The sequence below is a fragment of the Streptomyces fradiae ATCC 10745 = DSM 40063 genome, from assembly GCF_008704425.1.
Lineage (GTDB): Bacteria > Actinomycetota > Actinomycetes > Streptomycetales > Streptomycetaceae > Streptomyces > Streptomyces fradiae.
In genome coordinates this window covers 616880-634169 of sequence record NZ_CP023696.1, presented here as the reverse complement: position 1 = coordinate 634169, position 17290 = coordinate 616880, and the positions used below count along the sequence as shown (strand labels likewise).

The 17290-nt window shown below is 77.2% G+C and carries 14 protein-coding genes; 2 read left to right on the top strand and 12 right to left on the bottom strand.

Annotated elements, in window-relative coordinates; translation table 11 throughout:
* Positions 1 to 8: 8 nt before the first annotated feature.
* A complete protein-coding gene (locus CP974_RS02680) occupies positions 9 to 2732 on the bottom strand; it encodes a SpoIIE family protein phosphatase (protein ID WP_037936275.1) in 2724 nt (907 codons plus the stop codon).
* A 165-nt stretch (positions 2733 to 2897) separates the two neighbouring features.
* Between CP974_RS02680 and CP974_RS02675 the strand changes: the two genes are divergently transcribed.
* Positions 2898 to 3581 (top strand): DUF6924 domain-containing protein, encoded by a 684-nt coding sequence (locus tag CP974_RS02675; protein WP_140160792.1) that lies wholly within the window; start codon positions 2898 to 2900, stop codon positions 3579 to 3581.
* Here the strand turns inward: CP974_RS02675 and CP974_RS02670 are convergent.
* The 10 genes from CP974_RS02670 to CP974_RS02635 form a co-directional block, all read right to left on the bottom strand.
* Entirely contained in the window at positions 3526 to 5022 is a 1497-nt protein-coding gene (locus tag CP974_RS02670; protein ID WP_078915291.1) for a lanthionine synthetase LanC family protein, read from the bottom strand. The two genes, CP974_RS02675 and CP974_RS02670, sit on opposite strands and share 56 nt — an antisense overlap.
* A 472-nt stretch (positions 5023 to 5494) precedes the next feature.
* Positions 5495 to 5653: a hypothetical protein gene (locus CP974_RS29405; protein ID WP_162887729.1), complete on the bottom strand. Its 159-nt coding sequence runs from the start codon at positions 5651 to 5653 to the stop codon at positions 5495 to 5497.
* A gap of 42 nt (positions 5654 to 5695) precedes the next feature.
* Entirely contained in the window at positions 5696 to 8536 is a 2841-nt protein-coding gene (locus CP974_RS02665; RefSeq protein ID WP_263406987.1) for a lantibiotic dehydratase, read from the bottom strand.
* Position 8537: 1 nt separating this feature from the next.
* Positions 8538 to 9494: a thiopeptide-type bacteriocin biosynthesis protein gene (locus CP974_RS02660; protein ID WP_031128117.1), complete on the bottom strand. Its 957-nt coding sequence runs from the start codon at positions 9492 to 9494 to the stop codon at positions 8538 to 8540.
* Between the two features lie 306 nt (positions 9495 to 9800).
* Positions 9801 to 10631, bottom strand: a complete 831-nt coding sequence (locus tag CP974_RS02655; protein ID WP_031128116.1) for a pectate lyase — start codon at positions 10629 to 10631, stop codon at positions 9801 to 9803.
* Positions 10632 to 10736: 105 nt separating this feature from the next.
* Entirely contained in the window at positions 10737 to 10895 is a 159-nt protein-coding gene (locus tag CP974_RS29400) for a hypothetical protein (RefSeq protein ID WP_037936221.1), read from the bottom strand.
* 163 nt (positions 10896 to 11058) lie between these two features.
* Complete coding sequence (locus CP974_RS02650) at positions 11059 to 12012, bottom strand: cytochrome c oxidase assembly protein (RefSeq protein ID WP_031128115.1); 954 nt, start codon at positions 12010 to 12012, stop codon at positions 11059 to 11061.
* A 126-nt stretch (positions 12013 to 12138) separates the two neighbouring features.
* A complete protein-coding gene (locus tag CP974_RS02645) occupies positions 12139 to 13164 on the bottom strand; it encodes a 6-phosphofructokinase (RefSeq protein ID WP_069975438.1) in 1026 nt (341 codons plus the stop codon).
* Between the two features lie 519 nt (positions 13165 to 13683).
* Positions 13684 to 14412, bottom strand: a complete 729-nt coding sequence (locus CP974_RS02640; RefSeq protein ID WP_031128113.1) for a type 1 glutamine amidotransferase — start codon at positions 14410 to 14412, stop codon at positions 13684 to 13686.
* Positions 14413 to 14439: 27 nt separating this feature from the next.
* A complete protein-coding gene (locus CP974_RS02635; protein ID WP_031128112.1) occupies positions 14440 to 15678 on the bottom strand; it encodes a Mur ligase family protein in 1239 nt (412 codons plus the stop codon).
* A 113-nt stretch (positions 15679 to 15791) separates the two neighbouring features.
* On the opposite strand from CP974_RS02635, the gene def reads away from it, so the two are divergent.
* The gene (gene def / locus CP974_RS02630) at positions 15792 to 16337 is read left to right on the top strand and encodes a peptide deformylase (RefSeq protein ID WP_031128111.1); all 546 of its coding nucleotides are present in this window, start codon (positions 15792 to 15794) and stop codon (positions 16335 to 16337) included.
* 192 nt (positions 16338 to 16529) lie between these two features.
* Here the strand turns inward: def and CP974_RS02625 are convergent, their stop codons facing one another.
* Positions 16530 to 17180 (bottom strand): TetR/AcrR family transcriptional regulator, encoded by a 651-nt coding sequence (locus CP974_RS02625; protein WP_031128110.1) that lies wholly within the window; start codon positions 17178 to 17180, stop codon positions 16530 to 16532.
* Positions 17181 to 17290 lie beyond the last annotated feature (110 nt).

Genomic DNA, 17290 nt, shown 5'->3' with positions numbered 1-17290 from the left:
CGGAGCGCTCAGGACGGCGGTACCGGCCGGACCGCGAGGAGCGCGATGTCGTCGTCGCTGTCGGCGCCCAGCCCGATCAGCAGCTCGTCGCACAGCACGTTCAGCGGTTCCCGCGCCAGCTCGGTGACGAAGCGGCCGAGCCGTCCCATGGCGTCGTCCAGCGACTCGTCGCGGCGCTCGATCAGCCCGTCCGTGTACAGCAGGACCGTCGCGTTCGCCGGGACCGCGTCGCTCGCGCGCGGCCGGGGCATGTCCGGGTCGAGGCCGAGCAGGATCCCGGAGCCGTCCTCCAGGAACCGGGTGCGGCCGTCGTCCGTGACGAGCAGCGGCGGCAGATGGCCGGCCGAGGAGTGGACCAGCTTCCACGGCCCCTCCTCGGGCCCCTTCAGCAAGCCGTAGACGCAGGTCGCCGTGGCCTCCCGGTACAGGGTGTGGTTGGCCGTGTCGAGGCGGCGCAGCACCGCCTCCGGCGGCTCCTGGCGGTCCACCGCGATGCCCCGCAGCATGCTGCGGAGCTGGCTCATGGCGATCGCCGCGTCCAGGTTGTGGCCGGTCACGTCGCCGATGACCAGCGCCGTGTCGCCGCTCGGCAGGACGAAGCTGTCGTACCAGTCGCCGCCGACCTGCGCGGTGGTCGACGAGGCGGCGTAGCGGGCCGCCAGCTCCAGGTGGGCGACCTCCGGCAGGACGGGGAGCAGCGACCGCTGGAGGCGCTCGGCGATGTTGCGGGTCTCCTGGTACAGCCGCGCGTTGTCGACGCCCAGGGCGAGGGCCCGGCACACGTCGTCGACGAGCCGCAGGTCCGCCTCCGTGAAGGGCCGCTCCCGGCGCCCGCGCGCCACCGTCAGCGCGCCGATGACCTCACGCCGGGCGCGCAGGGGCGCGACGACGGCGCTGGCCGCGCCCATCCGCTCGAACAGGTCCCGGTAGTCCGCGTCCAGCGGGCTCGTCGGGTCGGCCTGCGGGGGCCCGGTGAGCAGCAGCGGCCCGGCGCCGCTGAGCGCCCGGGCGAGCGGCCCGCGCGCCGCCTCGGTCGGCGGTGGCAGCCGGCCCTGGAACTCCTGCGCGCACGGCTCCCCGGAGCCGCGGCGCACCACGCACGCCCGCTCCACCCCGGCGTCCTCGGCGAACAGGTCCACCGCGCACCACTCGGCGAGCCGCTCGGTGAGGAGCCGGCCCACCCGCCGGAGCCCGTCGTCCAGGTCGGGGGCGTTGCCGATCTCGGCCCCGGTCCGGGCCAGGAGCGACAGCCCCTCCAACGCGGGCAGCACCGTCGCGCCGCGCTGCTCCCCGGCCCGGTCGGCGGCCGGCGCCGCGGGTCCGGCGCCCGCCCCGCGGGCCGCGTCCGGCTCCCGTGCGGGGGCCGGTCCACCGGCGGAGGCCGGATCGCGTACGGAGGCCGGTTCCCGGGCGGCGTCCGGTTCCCGGCCCGCGGGGCGCCTCCCGGTGTGCGGCGGGGCGGGGCCGAGCGCGGAGGCGCGCGGGGAGAGCTGGGCGACGAACACCGTCCGCCCGTCCGCGGTCTCCTGGGTCTGGAGGAACAGCCGTACCGGCACGAGACGCCCGTCGCGGTGGAGCGCCGGGAGCGGCACGGACCGGCCGAGAATGCGCGGCGTGCCGCTGAGCAGCAGGGACGCGAAGGCCGTGCGGTGCCGCTCACGCAGATGCTCCGGCATGATCGCGGTCAGCCGCTGCCCGGCGAGGTCGTCGGCGCGCCAGCCCAGGAGGTCGGCGGCGGGGCCGTTGACCGCGATGATCCGGTTCTGCTCGTCGGCGGCGACCGTCGGGACCCGGCTCGTCCGCACGTGCCCGGGGTCCCACGGCGCCAGCTCCGCCGGGCCGTCGCCCGGCTCGCGGGGCACCACCGTCCACGCGGTGGGGTGGGCGCCGGAGAGCTGGCCGGTGATCTCGCCGAACAGCCAGCGGTGGAAGGCCCGGCCGCGGGGGAGCGCGGGGAGGGCGAGCAGCCGTTCCTCGCGCGCCGCCGCCTCCGCCGCGTCGAGCACACGGGCGAGGGTCCGTACCGCGCCGGCGGCGTCCGGCGGCACCGCCAGGGCCAGCGAACGGATCTCCCCCTCGGCCGTGCCGTCGCGCAGCGCGGCCGCGACGCACGCGCTGATCATGTTGCCGGCGTCGTGGGCGGTGACGAGCTCCGCCGCCGGCACCAGCCCGCTCCCGGCGGCCGCCGCGAGCCCCAGCTCCCGCAGGACGACGTGCCGGTGCTGCTGCGACGCGGCGTACAGCGCCCCCGGTACGTCGACGAGCACCACGGTCTCCCGCGCTCCCGCGGGCGGCGCCGGGGGCTCCCACGCGCGGGGGCCGGACGGCTCGCCGGGCCCCAGCTCGAACCACACCGCCTTGGTGTCGGAGCCGCTCTCCACACCGTGCCGGGACGCCAGCCGGGCCACGAGCACCAGCCCCTGCCCCGCCCCCGCGTACGGGGGGTGGCCCTGCGGCACCAGGGCCCGATCCGGCCGCCCGTCCACGACCACCACCCGCGCCCGGCCGCCGTCGGCGAGGGCGGCGGACACCACCACCTCGGTGCGCGCGTGGAGGACGGCGTTGGTCACCAGCTCCCCGGTGAGGAGCTCCGCCGTGTCCAGCAGATCGGGCGCCGCGCCGGGTACGGCCTCCGCCAGGGCGGCCCGCACGAACCGCCGGGCCCGCGCGGCGCTCTGCGGACCCGGCGGGAACCGGCGTGACGGTGCCGCGCGGGCAGTGGGGTCGCCCATGGGCCCAGTCTGCACCCGGGGCCCCGGCGACGCGGCCCGCCGGCCCCGCCCCGTGGCAGACGGGTGAGCCCGTCCGGCCCGGCGACGGCGCGGTCCCGGTCCGGGAGGCTCCCCTGGGGCGTCCCGGCGGCGGTGGTGCCGGGGCGGCGTGGCAGCATCCCGGTCATGACCGTGCCGGAGGGCCTGGAAGGGTCGCTGCCCGAGACCGCCGGACGGGATCTGCTCGACGCTGTCGTCATCAGGACCGCCTTCGGCGACGACGAGCCGTGGAACGCGGTCGTCGGGGAACTGCGACGGCCGTGGGGCCCGTCGCCGGACGGGCCTGCCGCGGGGGTGCTGGTGGTCGATGCGCCTGCCTGGTCGGAGGCGACAGTTGATGAGGTCCTTGCCGCGGTGGGCGGTGACGAGTACCTGGACGTCGTCTTCCTCGCCGACCGCCACACGATGGAGTCGCCGGCCCACGCGCTGCCGGCCCTGACGACGATCCGGGAGGACGAGGACCACCTCGACCCGGTTCATCACCGGGAGCTTGTCGAGTCGCCCGAGCCCCGGGAGTTCCGGGCGGCGCCCGCCGCGGTGTACGCGGTCCACGTGCACGTGGCCCTCGGCAACACGGGCTTCGCCGAGCTCGCCGCGGCCGCGTCCGCGGAGCCTGACCGGGTCCTGCGCCGACCACGCGCCCGACAGCCCGGAACCGCTGCCCTCATCCGGCCCGTCCACCGGCCGGCTGGTGCCGCCCCCGCGCTCCCCGCGCCGGTGCGTGAGCCCCGCGAGGTGGTCCGAGGGAAGCGGTCTAGCGCAGCCCCAGGCAGGGCAGCCACGTCCGCGACGCGCCGTACCCGGCCGTGAGCAGCGCGGCCAGCGCGCCGGGCGCCCCGGTCAGCAGTTCCGACGACCACCCGGCCCCCACCGCGGTCCCGGACGCGCCCACCGCCGAGACGCCCCCCGCCCCCGGCGCGCGCTCCTCGGAGGCCCCCGTCCCCGGCGTGCCCGCCGCGCCGGACGGGCCCACCGTGCCCGCCGCGCCGGGCGCGCTCGCGCCCGAGGGGCCGGGCCTGGCCGCGGCGCCCTCCTCGACCGCGCGGGCCACCGCCTCCGGCAGCCGCCCGCGCAGCAGCGCCGCCATCCGGTCGCGCAGCCGCGCGGCGCCCCCGTGCCCGGCGTGGCGGGCGAACGCGTCGGCCACCGCCAGCACCCCGCCCGCCCCGTGGCACAGCCCCAGCACGTCGGCGGGGCCGTCGCCGTACAGGTGGAAGCCCCCGTCGTACCGGTCGGCCAGCCGCGCGAACACCTCCGCCGCCCGGTCCGCCGCCCCCCGGTCGCCGAGCGCGTCCGCCGCGTCCCACAGCGCCCACGCCACACCGGGCGCCCCGTAGCACCACGCCTGCCGGGGCACCGCGGTGCGCGGCGGCGTCCGCCCGTCGAGCCCGGCGCCCGGCCAGGTGCGCACCCCCCGCTCGTCCTCGTACTCCTGCGCCTCCAGCCACGCCGCGACCCGCCGCAGCGCGTCGGCGGCGGCCGGACCCGTGTGCCGTACGGCCGCGGCCAGCGCGGTGGCGACCCCGGCGGCTCCGTGGCCCATGCCGGTGTTGACACGGCCCTGGAGCCAGGAGAGGTGCGGGTGCCCCGCGTAGCCGTCGGCGCGCAGCCGCCGCAGGTCGCGGCTGTCGCAGAGCAGGACGAGGCGGTCCCGGTACGGGGCGAGGTGGCGCGGCTCGGGCGCGGCGCCGGCGCAGTGCGCGAGCAGGCCCCCCGCGGGGCCGACGATCAGGTCGTAGTCGGCCAGCCGCACCCCCTCCTCCCGGCCGCCCCGCGTCGCCGCGGCGTCGGCGAGGCGGTCGCGGAGCCGGTCGGCGACGAGACGGAGGCGCGGGTGCAGGGCGGCCCCGAGGCGCAGCCCGACGAGCGTGCCGGACAGTCCGCCGTCGTGGAGGCCGGTGTGGCCGGGGCCCCGGCCGGCGCGGCGCGCCCAGACGGCGACGGCGTCGGCGGCCGTCCGGGCCGCCTCCGGCGCGTCCCCGGCGAGGCTCGCGACGGTGCGGGCGAGGACGGGCACGCCGGGGTCGGAGGGCGGGCGGCCGCCGTCGAGCCGGTCCGGTGCCGCGGTCCAGGCGGCCAGGTAGCGGACGGCGAGGTCCCGTACGTCCGCCTCGCCGTCCGGGAAGGGGGCTGCGTACGGGCCGTGCGGCGCGCCGGCGCTTCCGGACGCGGAGGCGGTCGCGGCGGTCGCGGGACGGGGCGCGGGCGGGGCGGGAGGGGGGCCGGCGGGGGACTCGGGCGGCTGCTGCACGGTACTCCTCGGAAGGTCGCGGGGTGCCCGGCGGCCGGGCGGGTCGGTCCTGTCGTGCGCGGGGGTGCGGGCGGGGTGCTCCCGCCGGCGCCGACCGGGCAGGGCCCCAGCCGGGCAGGGCCCGACGGGACCCGGAGGGCCCTGCCCGGCTGGGGCCGCCGGTGCGGGGGGACGCGGGTGGGTCGGGGCGGCACGGGCGCAGGGTCCGTCCACCGGCGAGCCGCCGGGGTCAACACTCAGGCGGCCAGGCGGCCAGGCGGCCAGGCGGCCAGGCGGCCAGGCGGTCAGGCGCCAGGCGGCCAGGCGGCCAGGCGGCCAGGCGGCCAGGCGGCCAGGCGGTCAGGCGCCAGGCGGCCAGGTGGTCAGGTGGCCGGGCGCTCGGGCGGCCAGGGCCGTCAGGGCCGGGCGGGCGCGGTCAGGGCGTGGCGGAGCCGCCCGGGGGACCGGGCGGCTCCTGTGGAGGGGACCGGCGTCACGCGCAGATGATCACCGTGGCGCAGATGATGATCGTGCACAGCCCGCTGCACGCCGCCGTGGCGGCCTGCGCGTCCGGCAGCTCCGTCTCGGTGATGCGCGTGTCGAGGTCGTCGATGAGGCTGTCGAGGTCGGTCAGTTCGAGGGTCTGGGGCATGGTGTGCCGCCTTTCGTGTGGTTGTTGCCTTCCGCTGTCTCCTCATGAGGTGTTGACCGCCCCCGGCGCCCGCCGTCCACGTGGGACGGCCGGGCCGGGGGCGCCTGTGGGCGCCTCGCCGGGCAGCAGGGCCGCCGCGGCCTGCGCGGCGAGCTGCTCGGGTCGGGCGCGGTGGGGGAGGCGCAGCAGCACCTGGGCGGCGACCGGCGCCCCGCCGTGCAGCGGGTCGCGCAGGGCCAGGCCGTCCGGGCCGGGCAGCATCTCCTCGGCGTGCAGTCCGCCGCCCGCCCGCTGCGCGCACAGGCGCTCCACCAGCGGGACGGCGGTCACGGAGTCGAGATCGGCCGGTACGGGCTTGGCCCCGGCCCCGGTGCGCAGGAACACATGGCGGGGCAGGCCCGCCGAGCGCCGCAGCGCCGCCAGGGCGCGCACCTTGGCCGGCGCCGTGTCGCGCGGGTGCCACAGCCGGGCGCGGTCCAGCCGCCAGGTCGCCGGGGCGACCACGAGCGCGCCGCCCGCCACCGTCAGGCGGGGCAGCCGCTCGGGCCCCGGCAGCGCCGCCTCCAGGCCGTCGAGCCGGACCGCCCGCCGGGCGGCCGGCGGCCCGGCCGATAGCAGCAGCCGCATCAGCTCGTCGTACGGGGGCGCGGGGGTGCGCGTGGCGTGGTGGACCGGCATGAGGCGCAGCCCGTCGGCCTCCGCCACCAGCCGCCCGTCGCGCACCCGCACGGTGATCCGGTCCAGGGGCAGGTACCGCGCCTCGGCGGCGGCCTGGCCGTAGTACGGGGTCGGATCGGGGTCGCCGGTCCACCAGGAGGCGACGACCGGGCGCCGCACGGCGTTGGCGGCGCGCTCCGCGAGCGGCGGCACCAGCAGTTCGACGAACCGCACGCCCGCGCGCCGCTCCACCTCCGCGAGGAACGCCCGGTACGCGTCGGCCGCCCCGTACCCGCCGTCCAGCGCCCTCAGCGCGTCAGCGAACCGGGCGTCGAGCACGCCCGCCGGCGACGCCGTCTCCAGTACGGCCACCGGCGAGCCCGCACCGCCCGGCAGGGGCCGCAGCAGGCAGTCGTACGGCCACGGCGGCAGCGCCTCGTCGGCGGGCGGCGCGCCCAGCGCGTCCAGCAGCGCGTCGTCGAGGTCCACCCGCTCGGCGTCCGCGTGGGCCGCGAGGTGCGCGAGGAGGGCGGCGTACCCGGTGCCGTCGCCGGCCGTCCCGGCGGCGGGCCATCCCGCGTATGGCGCCGGCGCGGGCCGGGCGGCGTCCTCGGTCCCGGCCCCGGACGGGTCCAGCAGCTCCGCGAGGACCTCGCTCACCGGCCGGGGCTCCGGGCCGATCCGCCAGGCCACCGGGACCGGCCGTCCGGCGGCGGCGTCCCGCAGGGCGGCGACGCGCGCGGCGACCCGCACCCCCTCCCGCACCCGGTCGGCGGCGCGCGCCCCCACCACCGCGTCCGCACGCCGGTGCACGTCCACGAACCAGGCGCCCGGCGCGCCGCCCGCCGCCCCGGCCGGGCGGGGCAGCGCACCGCACGGCGGCGCCCACGCCCCGTACCGCTGCCGGGGCGCCGCGCACACCTGGAGCACCCCCACCCCGGCGAGGTGCCCGAGGAAGCCCCGCAGCACGGCCGGGTCCGCCGCGGCGCGTCCCGGCACGGCCGCGAGCAGGGCCCCCTCCAGCTCCCCGAGCGGCACCGGCCCCTGCGCGAGCAGCGCCAGGACGCGTGCGAGCACCCCGGTGCGGCGCAGGACGACCTGCCGCAGCCGTCCCGGCGCGCGCGGATCGACCACCCAGCAGCGCAGCACCGCCGACCCGTCGGCCGGGTCGCCCGCGGTGAAGTGCAGCGGCGCGGGCGCCAGCAGGGTCTCCGGCGGCGCGGCCGACAGGTCGGCGGCCACGCCGCCGGCGCGTACGAGGTGGACGTTCTCCACCTCCCCGAGGGCGACCGCGCCCAGGGCGGGACATCCCGCGAGCAGCCGCCCGGCGCCTCCGGACTCGCCGAGCGGGGCCACGGCGACGTGGCCGGCCCAGCCGCGGGGTGTCGTCTTCGCGGCCATCCGGCCCAGGACGCGCCACAGGTAGGCGGTCCGCTTGCGCAGTTGCCGCCCCTGCCAGGAGGCGCCCTCGGCGAGCCGGCGGGCCACGTCCGCCACGACGGCGGGCGCCGTCTCGGCGAGGAACGCCGCCAGCACCTCGTCGTTCCGGGCGGTCTCCCACGCGAGGGCGGCCACGCGGGCCTGCTCGGCCGCGACGGCGTCCTCCAGCCGTCGCTCCTCCTCCCGCGCCTCCCGCGCGGCCGCGAACAGCGCCCGCGCCTCGGCGGCGAGACTCCCGGCACCGGCCCCCGCACCCGCACCGGCCCCGGCACCGGCCCCCGCCCCGGCACCGGCCCCCGCGCCCCCGCCCCCGCGTCCGCTCCCGGCCCCCGCCCCGATCCCGGCGTCCCGCCCGGACCGCGCCCCCGGCACGTCCCCGGCCCCCGCCCCGCACCCGGCCCCCCGCACACCCCGGCCCCCCGCCCCGGCGACGCCCCCGTCCCGGGCACCCGGCCCGCTCACGCCGGCGCTTCCCGCCAGGGCGTCCAGCAGCGCGCAGTCGTCCGCGCCGGGCGGCTCGCCGGCGTGCAGCCGCCGCCGCAGCGCCAGCACCGCGCCCCGCTCGGCGGCCGACAGCCGGTCGTCCGGGACCAGTTCCGCGCCCATCCGCCCGGCCAGCGCCCGCGCCCGCACGGCCCGCAGCCTCCCGTCGTCGGCGTGCCGGGCCACCCGGTCGAACAGCTCGGGGCGGCCCCCGGCGGTCCAGGCCGCGCACGGCATGCCCGCGACGCGCAGCAGCGCCAGCCCGCCGATCGTGTCGGCCGCTCCGGACGTACCGCCGGTCATGTCACGCCCTCCCGTCGTCGGCGAGCGCCTCGGTGAGCAGCCCCTGCCGGGAGGCCGGGAAGCGCCCGCGGTTCCAGTGGAAGACCACCCAGTGGGCGGCGGCCCTGCGCGGCCCCAGCCGCGCCCCGCCGGACTCGAAGTAGCCCGTCCGCCACGCGTCGGCCGCCGCGCGCAGGGCGTCCCGGTGCGCGGCCACCCGGTCCCGCCACGGCGCGGGCAGCGCCTCCAGGCGGGCCTGGTCGGACAGCTCCCAGTAGGCGCGCACCCCCGCGGCGGCCCGCTCCAGGTCGGCCCCGGCCAGCCCGCCGGCGAGCCGCCGCCCCGTCTCCTCCCGCACGGCCTCCCACACGCCCCGGTGCTCCCAGCCGACGACACCGAGCCCGTCCAGGACGGCGCGCAGCAGCGTCAGCGAGACCCGCCAGCCCGCGGGCGGGCGCTCACCGGTGTGGTGGTCCAGCCAGGCCAGCGCGTCCGCGGTGTGCAGCCGGTGCGCGTACGCCATGGACCGCGCCCCGCCGTAGAGGTACGACTCCGGCTCGTACACGGACGGCACCGGTTCCGCCCAGCCCTCCCGCGCGGTGCCCAGGAGGCGTACGAGCTCCGCCCGGAGCGCGTCGGCCCCGTCCGGACCGGGCGCGTGGAAGCGGACCCGCAGGCCCGGCGGCTTGTGGACGAAGAAGAAGTCGCCGGCCGCCCCGGAGGCGGTCAGCTCGCGGGCGGTGCCGGCCAGCCGCCGGTACAGGGCGGGCCAGGCGTGCGCCCCGTCGGGGGCGATGCCGACCTGCGCCCAGCCGCCGCCGGGGCGTCCGGCGTCGCGCAGGGCGCGCAGTCCGGCCGCGAGGAACGTGCGGCGGGCCGCCGCGTAGGTGTCGCCCGCGGGGTCCAGCGGCAGGGTGCCGGGGGGACCGGAGCGGACGTCGTGAAGGCAGTCCGCGAGCAGACGCTCGACCTGGAGCATGCGGCCTCCTCGTGCACGGACCGATGGACGGTTCCGCCGGATTCGGACGGTTCGTGAACTGTGTGTCCATGTCACGGTCCGCCGAAAGCACGAGGAGCGGTAGTCATATGATCGATGGGGGTGCGCTGGCGTGTCCACGTCGTGCGTGGAGCCCCTACGCGCGCCGGAGTGCCGCGTGTACGCGCGCCGGGCGACACGCGTGGACGGGCGGGCCGACACGCGGACGAGACCGGGGCCACGGCGTCGGCCGCCGTGGCCCCGGTCGTCGCGGAGAGACCGCCCGCCCGTCGCGGGCTCAGGCGCCGATCACTTGTAGGTGATGTCCGACGCCGCGTAACGGCAGTGGGTGCCGTCCGGGCCGCTGCCCAGCACGGGCGGCTCCTTGCCCTTGTCGTTTCCCTCGTAGCGGACGCACGGCTTGATCTTCCGCTTGGTGTCGCCGTGGATCCGGATGTCGCGCAGCGTGGCCGTGTCGCCGTAGTTGGCGTTGACGCCGATCAGCTGCTTGCCGGGTACGGTCACGTCGACGTTCTCGACGACGATGGTCCGCTTGTACTGCTTGGAGCAGTTGCCGCAGCTGCGCACCAGCTTGCCGAAGTCCGACAGCTGGAAGCCGGTGACGACCAGCTTGCCGGCGCCGTTGAACTGGAACACCTTGTCGGAGGCCTTGCGCGCGCCGCCGCCGGTCACGGTGTAGACCGCCGACGCCGACGTGCCCTTGAAGGAGGCGGCGTCCTCGCCGACGTCCTCCCACCAGACGTTCTGCAGCGTGCAGCTGCCCATGCAGTGGACGCCGTCGGCGGCCGGCGATCCGATGACGACGTTCTTCAGGACGGCGCCGTCCTTCAGCTTGAACAGGGGCGCCTGGTTCTCGTCCTGGCCGCCGTCGCCGAGGGCGCCGCTGCCGCGGAAGCGCTGGAGCTTGCCGTCGTAGGTGCCGGACACCTCGATCGTCTTGGTGACCGGCTTCTCGCCCTTGGGCGCCGGCCACGCCGACGCGGCGCCGGCCGGGGCGAGCATGCCGCTGCCGACCAGCGCGGCGCCGGTGAGGCCGAGGGCGGCGAGCCCACCGACGACGGTGCGGCGGCGGGTGAGGCGGCGGCGGTGCCGAGCCCTCGGCTGTGTCTCTGTGCTCATGTGAATCCTCGTGTGGGGGCCACTTGCACCCGGTGGTCGCCGCCGCCACCGGGAAGGTTGCCGCCCGGCGGGGATCTCTTCCCGGCCGAGATCCCGGACCGGCGCTCAGCCGTCCTTGGCCACCGCCATCCCCAGCGTCACCAGGCCCAGCACGATCCAGGCGAACCACAGCCAGCCGCTGCTGCCCAGCGCCACCGAGTACGCCGTCGTCAGCACCAGCGCACCGAGCGTGATCATTCCCATCGTCTTCGTGGAACCGGACATGGCGCCCTCCTCCGAGCCGCGGGCCTCGCCTCGCCCTGCCATGGTGGCTCCGCACCGGCGCACGGCGCTACCGGCGCGCGCGCCCCGCGTGCGGCGCGGGGCCGGGAGCCGGCGCCCGGCGGCCCCGCGCTCTCCGGCGCCGTACCCGCCGCGGTCCGCGGTCCTACCGGCCGCCGCGCACCTGGAGCGAGGCGAGGTACGCGTTGTACGCCTCCAGCTCCTTGTCGCCGTCCCGGTCCGCGGCCCGGTCCGAGCGCTTCGCCGCCCGCTGCTCGGAGTGGTACCACTGGTACAGCAGTGCCACCAGCACCACCACGGACGGGATCTCGCTGAACGCCCAGGCGATGCCGCCCGCCGCGTTCTGGTCGGCGAGCGCGTCGATGCCCAGCGAGGCGGGCGGGTGCGTGTACGTGCCGACCATCGGCTCCGAGGCCATCATCAGTGCGATGCCGAAGAACGCGTGGAACGGCATGCCCGCGAACAGCTCCAGCATCCGCATCACGTACCCCGGCCGGTGGGGGCCCGGGTCCACGCCCATGATCGGCCAGAAGAACACCAGGCCGACGGCGAGGAAGTGCACCATCATCGCGATGTGGCCCGCCGTGGACTCCATCAGGAAGTCGAACAGCGGAGTGAAGTACAGCGCGTACAGGCTCGCGATGAACATCGGGATCGTGAACCCCGGGTGCGTGACCACCCGCATGTAGCGGCTGTGCAGCAGCATCAGCAGCAGCTCGCGCGGCCCCTTGGAGCCCCGCGCCGCCACCGGCAGCGCCCGCAGTGCCAGCGTCACCGGCGCGCCGAGCAGCAGCAGGATCGGCGACAGCATGCTGATCACCATGTGCTGCACCATGTGCACGCTGAACATGACCATGCCGTAGTCGTTGAGCCCCGTGCACATCACCAGCGCCACGGTCAGCACACCGACCGTGAAGAAGACCGTACGGCCCACGGGCCAGGCGTCGCCCCGCCGCCGCAGCCGCACGACGCCCCAGGCGTACAGCGCCAGCCCCAGCAGGCAGCTGACCAGGAAGAACGTGTCCGGCGAGAACGCCAGCCCCCGCTCCAGCGTGAACGGCGGCAGGTCCGTCGTCATGCCGTGCCCGCTGTGATCCATCCCGCGGCTCCTGGTTCGTGCTGGGTTGTCCACTTGCCGGACCAGAGTAGAACCGCCCCCGGCCGCGTCGGCGACCGGGGGCGGTTTCGGCGGCGCCCGCGCGGCGCGGCCGGGTGGGCTCGGGTGCTACAGGACGGTCTCGGCCTCCGCGTACCGGTCCTCGGGCACGGTCTTGAGGGTCCGCACGGCCTCCGCGAGCGGCACCATGACGATCTCGGTGCCGCGCAGCGCGGTCAGCATGCCGAACTCGCCCCGGTGCGCGGCCTCCACCGCGTGCCAGCCGAACCGGGTCGCGAGGACGCGGTCGTACGCGGTGGGGGTGCCGCCGCGCTGGACGTGGCCGAGGATCACGGGCCGGGCCTCCTTGCCGAGGCGCTCCTCCAGCTCGACCGAGAGCTGCCGGGCGATGCCGGCGAACCGCTCGTGGCCGTACACGTCCTTGCCGCCCTCGTCGAACTCCATGGAGCCCGCGCGCGGCTTGGCGCCCTCGGCGGCGACGACGATCGCGAACCGCTTGCCCGCCTCGAAGCGGGCGCCGACGCGCGCGGTCAGCTCGTCGATGTCGAACGGCCGCTCCGGCACGACGATCGCGTGCGCGCCGGCCGCCATGCCGGAGTGCAGCGCGATCCAGCCCGTGTGCCGGCCCATGACCTCCACGATGAGGACGCGCTGATGTGACTCGGCCGTCGTCTTCAGCCGGTCCAGCGCCTCCGTGGCGACCCCGACGGCCGTGTCGAAACCGAAGGTCACGTCCGTGGAGGCGATGTCGTTGTCGATCGTCTTGGGCACGCCGACTATCGGCAGCCCCGCCTCGGACAGCAGGTTCGCCGCCTTCAGGGTGCCCTCGCCGCCGATCGGGATGATCGCGTCGAGGCCCAGCTCGGCGACGTGGCCGCGGGCGCGCTCGACGCCGTCCACCAGGTGCGCGGGCTGCACCCGCGACGAGCCGAGGATGGTGCCGCCCTGGGCGAGGATGCCGCCGACCGAGTCCAGGTCGAGCTTGCGGTAGTCGCACTCCAGCAGGCCCTTCCACCCGTCGTGGAAGCCGATGACCTCGTCCCCGTGGTCGACGACGGCGCGGTGCACGACGGAACGGATGACGGCGTTCAGACCGGGGCAGTCGCCTCCGGAGGTGAGCACACCAATGCGCATAGCCCGAAATACCTTTGCAACGTGGGCCGACTCCCGGACCACGTCGTCCGGTCTGGATCACCCGCCACCCTACCGGCGGAGAGGGCCGCCACCGAACCGGACGTCCGGCCTGTGGACACTTCGGAGGAACCGACGGGAAGCCCGTTCCGAGGGCCCAGACGAGCGGCCCGGCGCACGAAAGGGCGACCCGGTCCGCGCGGCGCCTCCGACGCGGCGGAAGGGCGCGCGGGGACACCCTTCCGGCCCGGCGCGCGGCCTTCGCGAGACCCCCGCCGGAAGCCCGGGGGCGAGCCGCGCGGCGCCCCCGGGCACGACGCGGCGCGGCGCCCCCGGGCATGACCCCGCGCGGCGCCTCCCGGCACGGTGGAAGCGCGGCGCGGCCCCGGCACGGGCGTACGCGGACGGGGCGGAGGCGAGGGCTCCGGCATGCGGGAGGGCGGCGGGGCCTCCGACACGGCGGAAGGGCGGTCGCGGGCCCGTCCAGCGGACCGCGACCGCCCCTCACGGACGCGTCGTGGCTCAGGCCGGCTGGCTGGCCGCCTCGATCCGCTCGGCGCGCAGCGCCTCGTACCACCGGTCGTCCGTCGGCGGCAGCGCGTTCACGTCGAGGGCCAGCTTCAGCAGCAGGTCCGCGATCTGCGGGTTGCGCGCCATGACCGGTCCGTGCATGTACGTACCGAAGACGGTGTCGTTGTACGCCCCCTCGGTGCCGTCCCCGGTGCCGTTGCCCCGGCCGAAGACGGTCCGGGCGAACGGGCGGGCCGTCGGGCCCAGGTGGGTGATGCCCTGGTGGTTCTCGAAGCCCGTCAGCTGCGGCAGGCCCAGGCGCGGATCGATGTCGGCGAGCACGTCGCCGACGCACCGCTCGCCCTCGCCGCGCGTGGAGACCACGTCGATCAGGCCGAGGCCCGGCTCCCGCTCGCCCAGGTCGTTGATGAACTCGTGGCCGAGGATCTGGTACCCGGCGCACACCGAGAAGATGATCGCGCCGTTCTCCGCCGCGCGGTTCAGACCGCCGTCCCGGCGCAGCCGCTCCGCGGCCAGCCGCTGCGGCCGGTCCTCGCCGCCGCCGATCAGGTAGATGTCGCCGGAGGTCGGGATCGGCTGGTCGCTGCGCACGTCCACGCGCTGCACGTCCAGGCCGCGCTGGCGCGCGCGGCGCTCGACGACGAGGACGTTGCCCTGGTCTCCGTAGGTGCTGAGCAGGTCGGGGTAGACCCACACCAGACGCAGACTGCTGTCGCTCATGCTCTTTCGTCCTTAACGGCTCGTGGGTCAGTTGCCGACGCGGCGGCGGACGTCCTGGAACGCGGTGTAGTTGGCGATCAGCTCGATCCGTCCGGGCGGTGCCGCCTGCACGGCCTCGTCGATCGTGTCGCACACGCGGAAGTCCAGGCCCGCGACCTCCAGCCGGACGGCCAGGTCGAGCCGCCGGTCGCCGATCACGAAGATCGGGTGGCCGGCGAGGCGCGGGTAGTCGACGTCCCACAGCCACGAGGTGTCCGTGCCGTCCGCGCCGCGCGCGTTGACGGAGAGGATGACCGGCGTCGGCGGCTGGTCGATCAGGGAGAACGTCTCCAGCCACCCGGCCGGGTTCTTCGCCAGCAGCAGCCGCACGTCACGGCCGAGGAACGACACGACGTCGTACCGCCCGGCGACGGCCTGCACCTGGTACATCCGCTCCAGTGCCACCTGCGGCGGCACGCCGAACACGGCGGCGACGGCGGCCGAGCTGGCCGCGTTCGCCTTGTTGGCGCGGCCCGGGAGCTGGAGGTGGATCGGCCAGGCCGAGCCGTGCGGGTCCAGGACGTGGTCGCCGCTGAGCGCCCACGTCGGGGCGGGCCTGCGGAAGCCGCACTCGCCGCAGAACCAGTCGTCGCCCGGCCGCTGCATCACACCGCCGCACGCCGGGCACGACCAGGCGTCGTCCTTCCACTCCTGGCCGGCCGCCACCCACACCACGTTGGGGGACGAGGAGGCGGCCCACACGACGAGCGGGTCGTCGGCGTTGGCGACGACCACGGCCTTCGTGCCGGCGAGGCCCTCGCGCCACTTCTCGGCGAGCATCCGGGTCTCGGCGGCGCGGTCGAGCTGGTCGCGCGAGAGGTTGAGCAGCGCGATCGCCTTCGGCTCCGTGTCGCGGGCCACGCCCGCCAGGTACTTCTCGTCCACCTCGATGACGCCGTACTTCGATTCCGTGCCGCCGGCCAGCGCCGAGGTGATGCCCGCGGGCATGTTCGCGCCGAGCGCGTTGGAGACGACCGGGCCGCTCGCGCGCAGCGCCTCCGCGATGAGGCGCGTCGTCGTGGTCTTGCCGTTGGTCGCCGACACGAGGACGACGTCCAGGTGCTGCGCGAGCCGGCCCAGAAGGTCGGGGTCGAGCTTGAGCGCCACCCGGCCGCCGATCACCGATCCGCTGCCGCGCCCCGCCGCGCGAGACACCGCCGCTGCGGCCTTGCCCGCCGTCACGGCCAGCTTGGCGCGCGGCGACAGCGGCTCCGAGTTGCCTGCCATCGTCCTTGTTCCTCCTAGCGTGGGTCGCCTCAGCCTATCGAGATCCGGTCGCCGCCCCGAATCCCGCCACCTGCGGGAAGGCCGACCGCGGGGGTGAACGTACCCTGAACGCCATGCGAAACCGGCCGATCCCCGGCAGTTCCGGCGCCGTGCGGGCGATGACCCTGCTCGGCTCGCCGGCGCTGCACACCCCCTGCGAGACCGTCACCGACTTCGGCCCGTCCCTGGCCCGGCTGGTGGAGGACATGTTCGCCACGATGTACGCCGCGAACGGCGTCGGCCTCGCGGCGAACCAGATCGGGGTGGGCCTGCGCGTCTTCGTCTACGACTGCCCGGACGACGAGGACGTCCGCCATCTCGGGCATGTCGTCAACCCGCGCCTGGTGGAGGCCGACGGGGTGACGGTGCGCGGCCCGGAGGGGTGCCTGTCGCTGCCGGGCCTGGAGGCCGGGACGGAGCGGTTCGACCGGGCCGTGGTCGAGGGCGCCGACGTGCGGGGCGAGCCGGTGCGGGTGGTGGGCACGGGCTTCTTCGCCCGCTGCCTCCAGCACGAGTGCGACCACCTGGACGGCCTGGTCTACCCGGACCGCCTGATCGGCTGGCGCCGGGCCCGGGTCCTGCGCGCGGCGCGGCGCGCCCCGTGGGGCCGCCGGAGCTGACGGGGCGGGGCCGCCGGGCCCGCGGCGCCCGGCGTACGGCCGGCACCCGTCGTTCGGCGTACGGCGGGTGCCCGGCGCTCGGCCGGTGCCCGGCGTTCGGCGTACGGCCGGGCCCCGTGCACGACCGGCGCCCGGCCGGCTCCGTGCGCGCCCGGCGCCCGGTACCCCCGCCGCCCCCGTGCCGGGCCGGTCTCAGAAGCCGGGGCCGTCCACGCGGTCGTCGGCCCCGGCGAGGCGGCCCCACAGCAGGTCGGCCAGGGCCGACACCAACGCGGCCCGGTCGCAGGGCCGTTCGCCCAGCCACCAGTCGCCGGCCGCGTGCATCATGCCGACGATGCCGTGGCCCCACACCCGCGCCAGCGCCTCGCCGCCCCCGCCCAGGTCGACGCGCTCGGCGATGACCTCCGCGAGCTCCTCGCCCATGCGGCGCAGCAGCGGCGCCGAGTGGCGGCCCACGTCGAAGCCCTGCTCGGCGGGGAGGCCCGCCTCCTCGGCCGGGTGCATCAGGAACCGGTACACCTGCGGGCGCGCCTCGATCGCGGCGAGGTAGGTGTCGAGGGTGGCCTCCACGCGCCGGCGCCGGTCCGCCGCCGGGGCGTCGAGGGCGGCGCGCAGCGCGGCCAGCAGGGCGTCGGTGTGGCGCTTGGCGAGCGCCCGGTACAGGCCGCCCTTGTCGCCGAAGTGGCGGTACAGGATCGGCTTGGTGATGCCCGCCTCGGCCGCGATCGCGTTCATGGACGCCCCCGGCCCGTCGCGCAGGACCACGCGGTCGGCCGCCTCCAGCAGTTCGCGCCGCCGCTGCTCGGCCGACCGCTGCTGCTCGGTCCGGTGTGTGGTGTCCATAGCGTGTCTCCCCGCCCGTCGACGTCCCTGAGGCAGGCGCAACGTAGCACCGCCGCCGCGGGCGCCGCCGGTTGACAGCGGCTACTTGCCGGTAACAGACTGCGGTTACC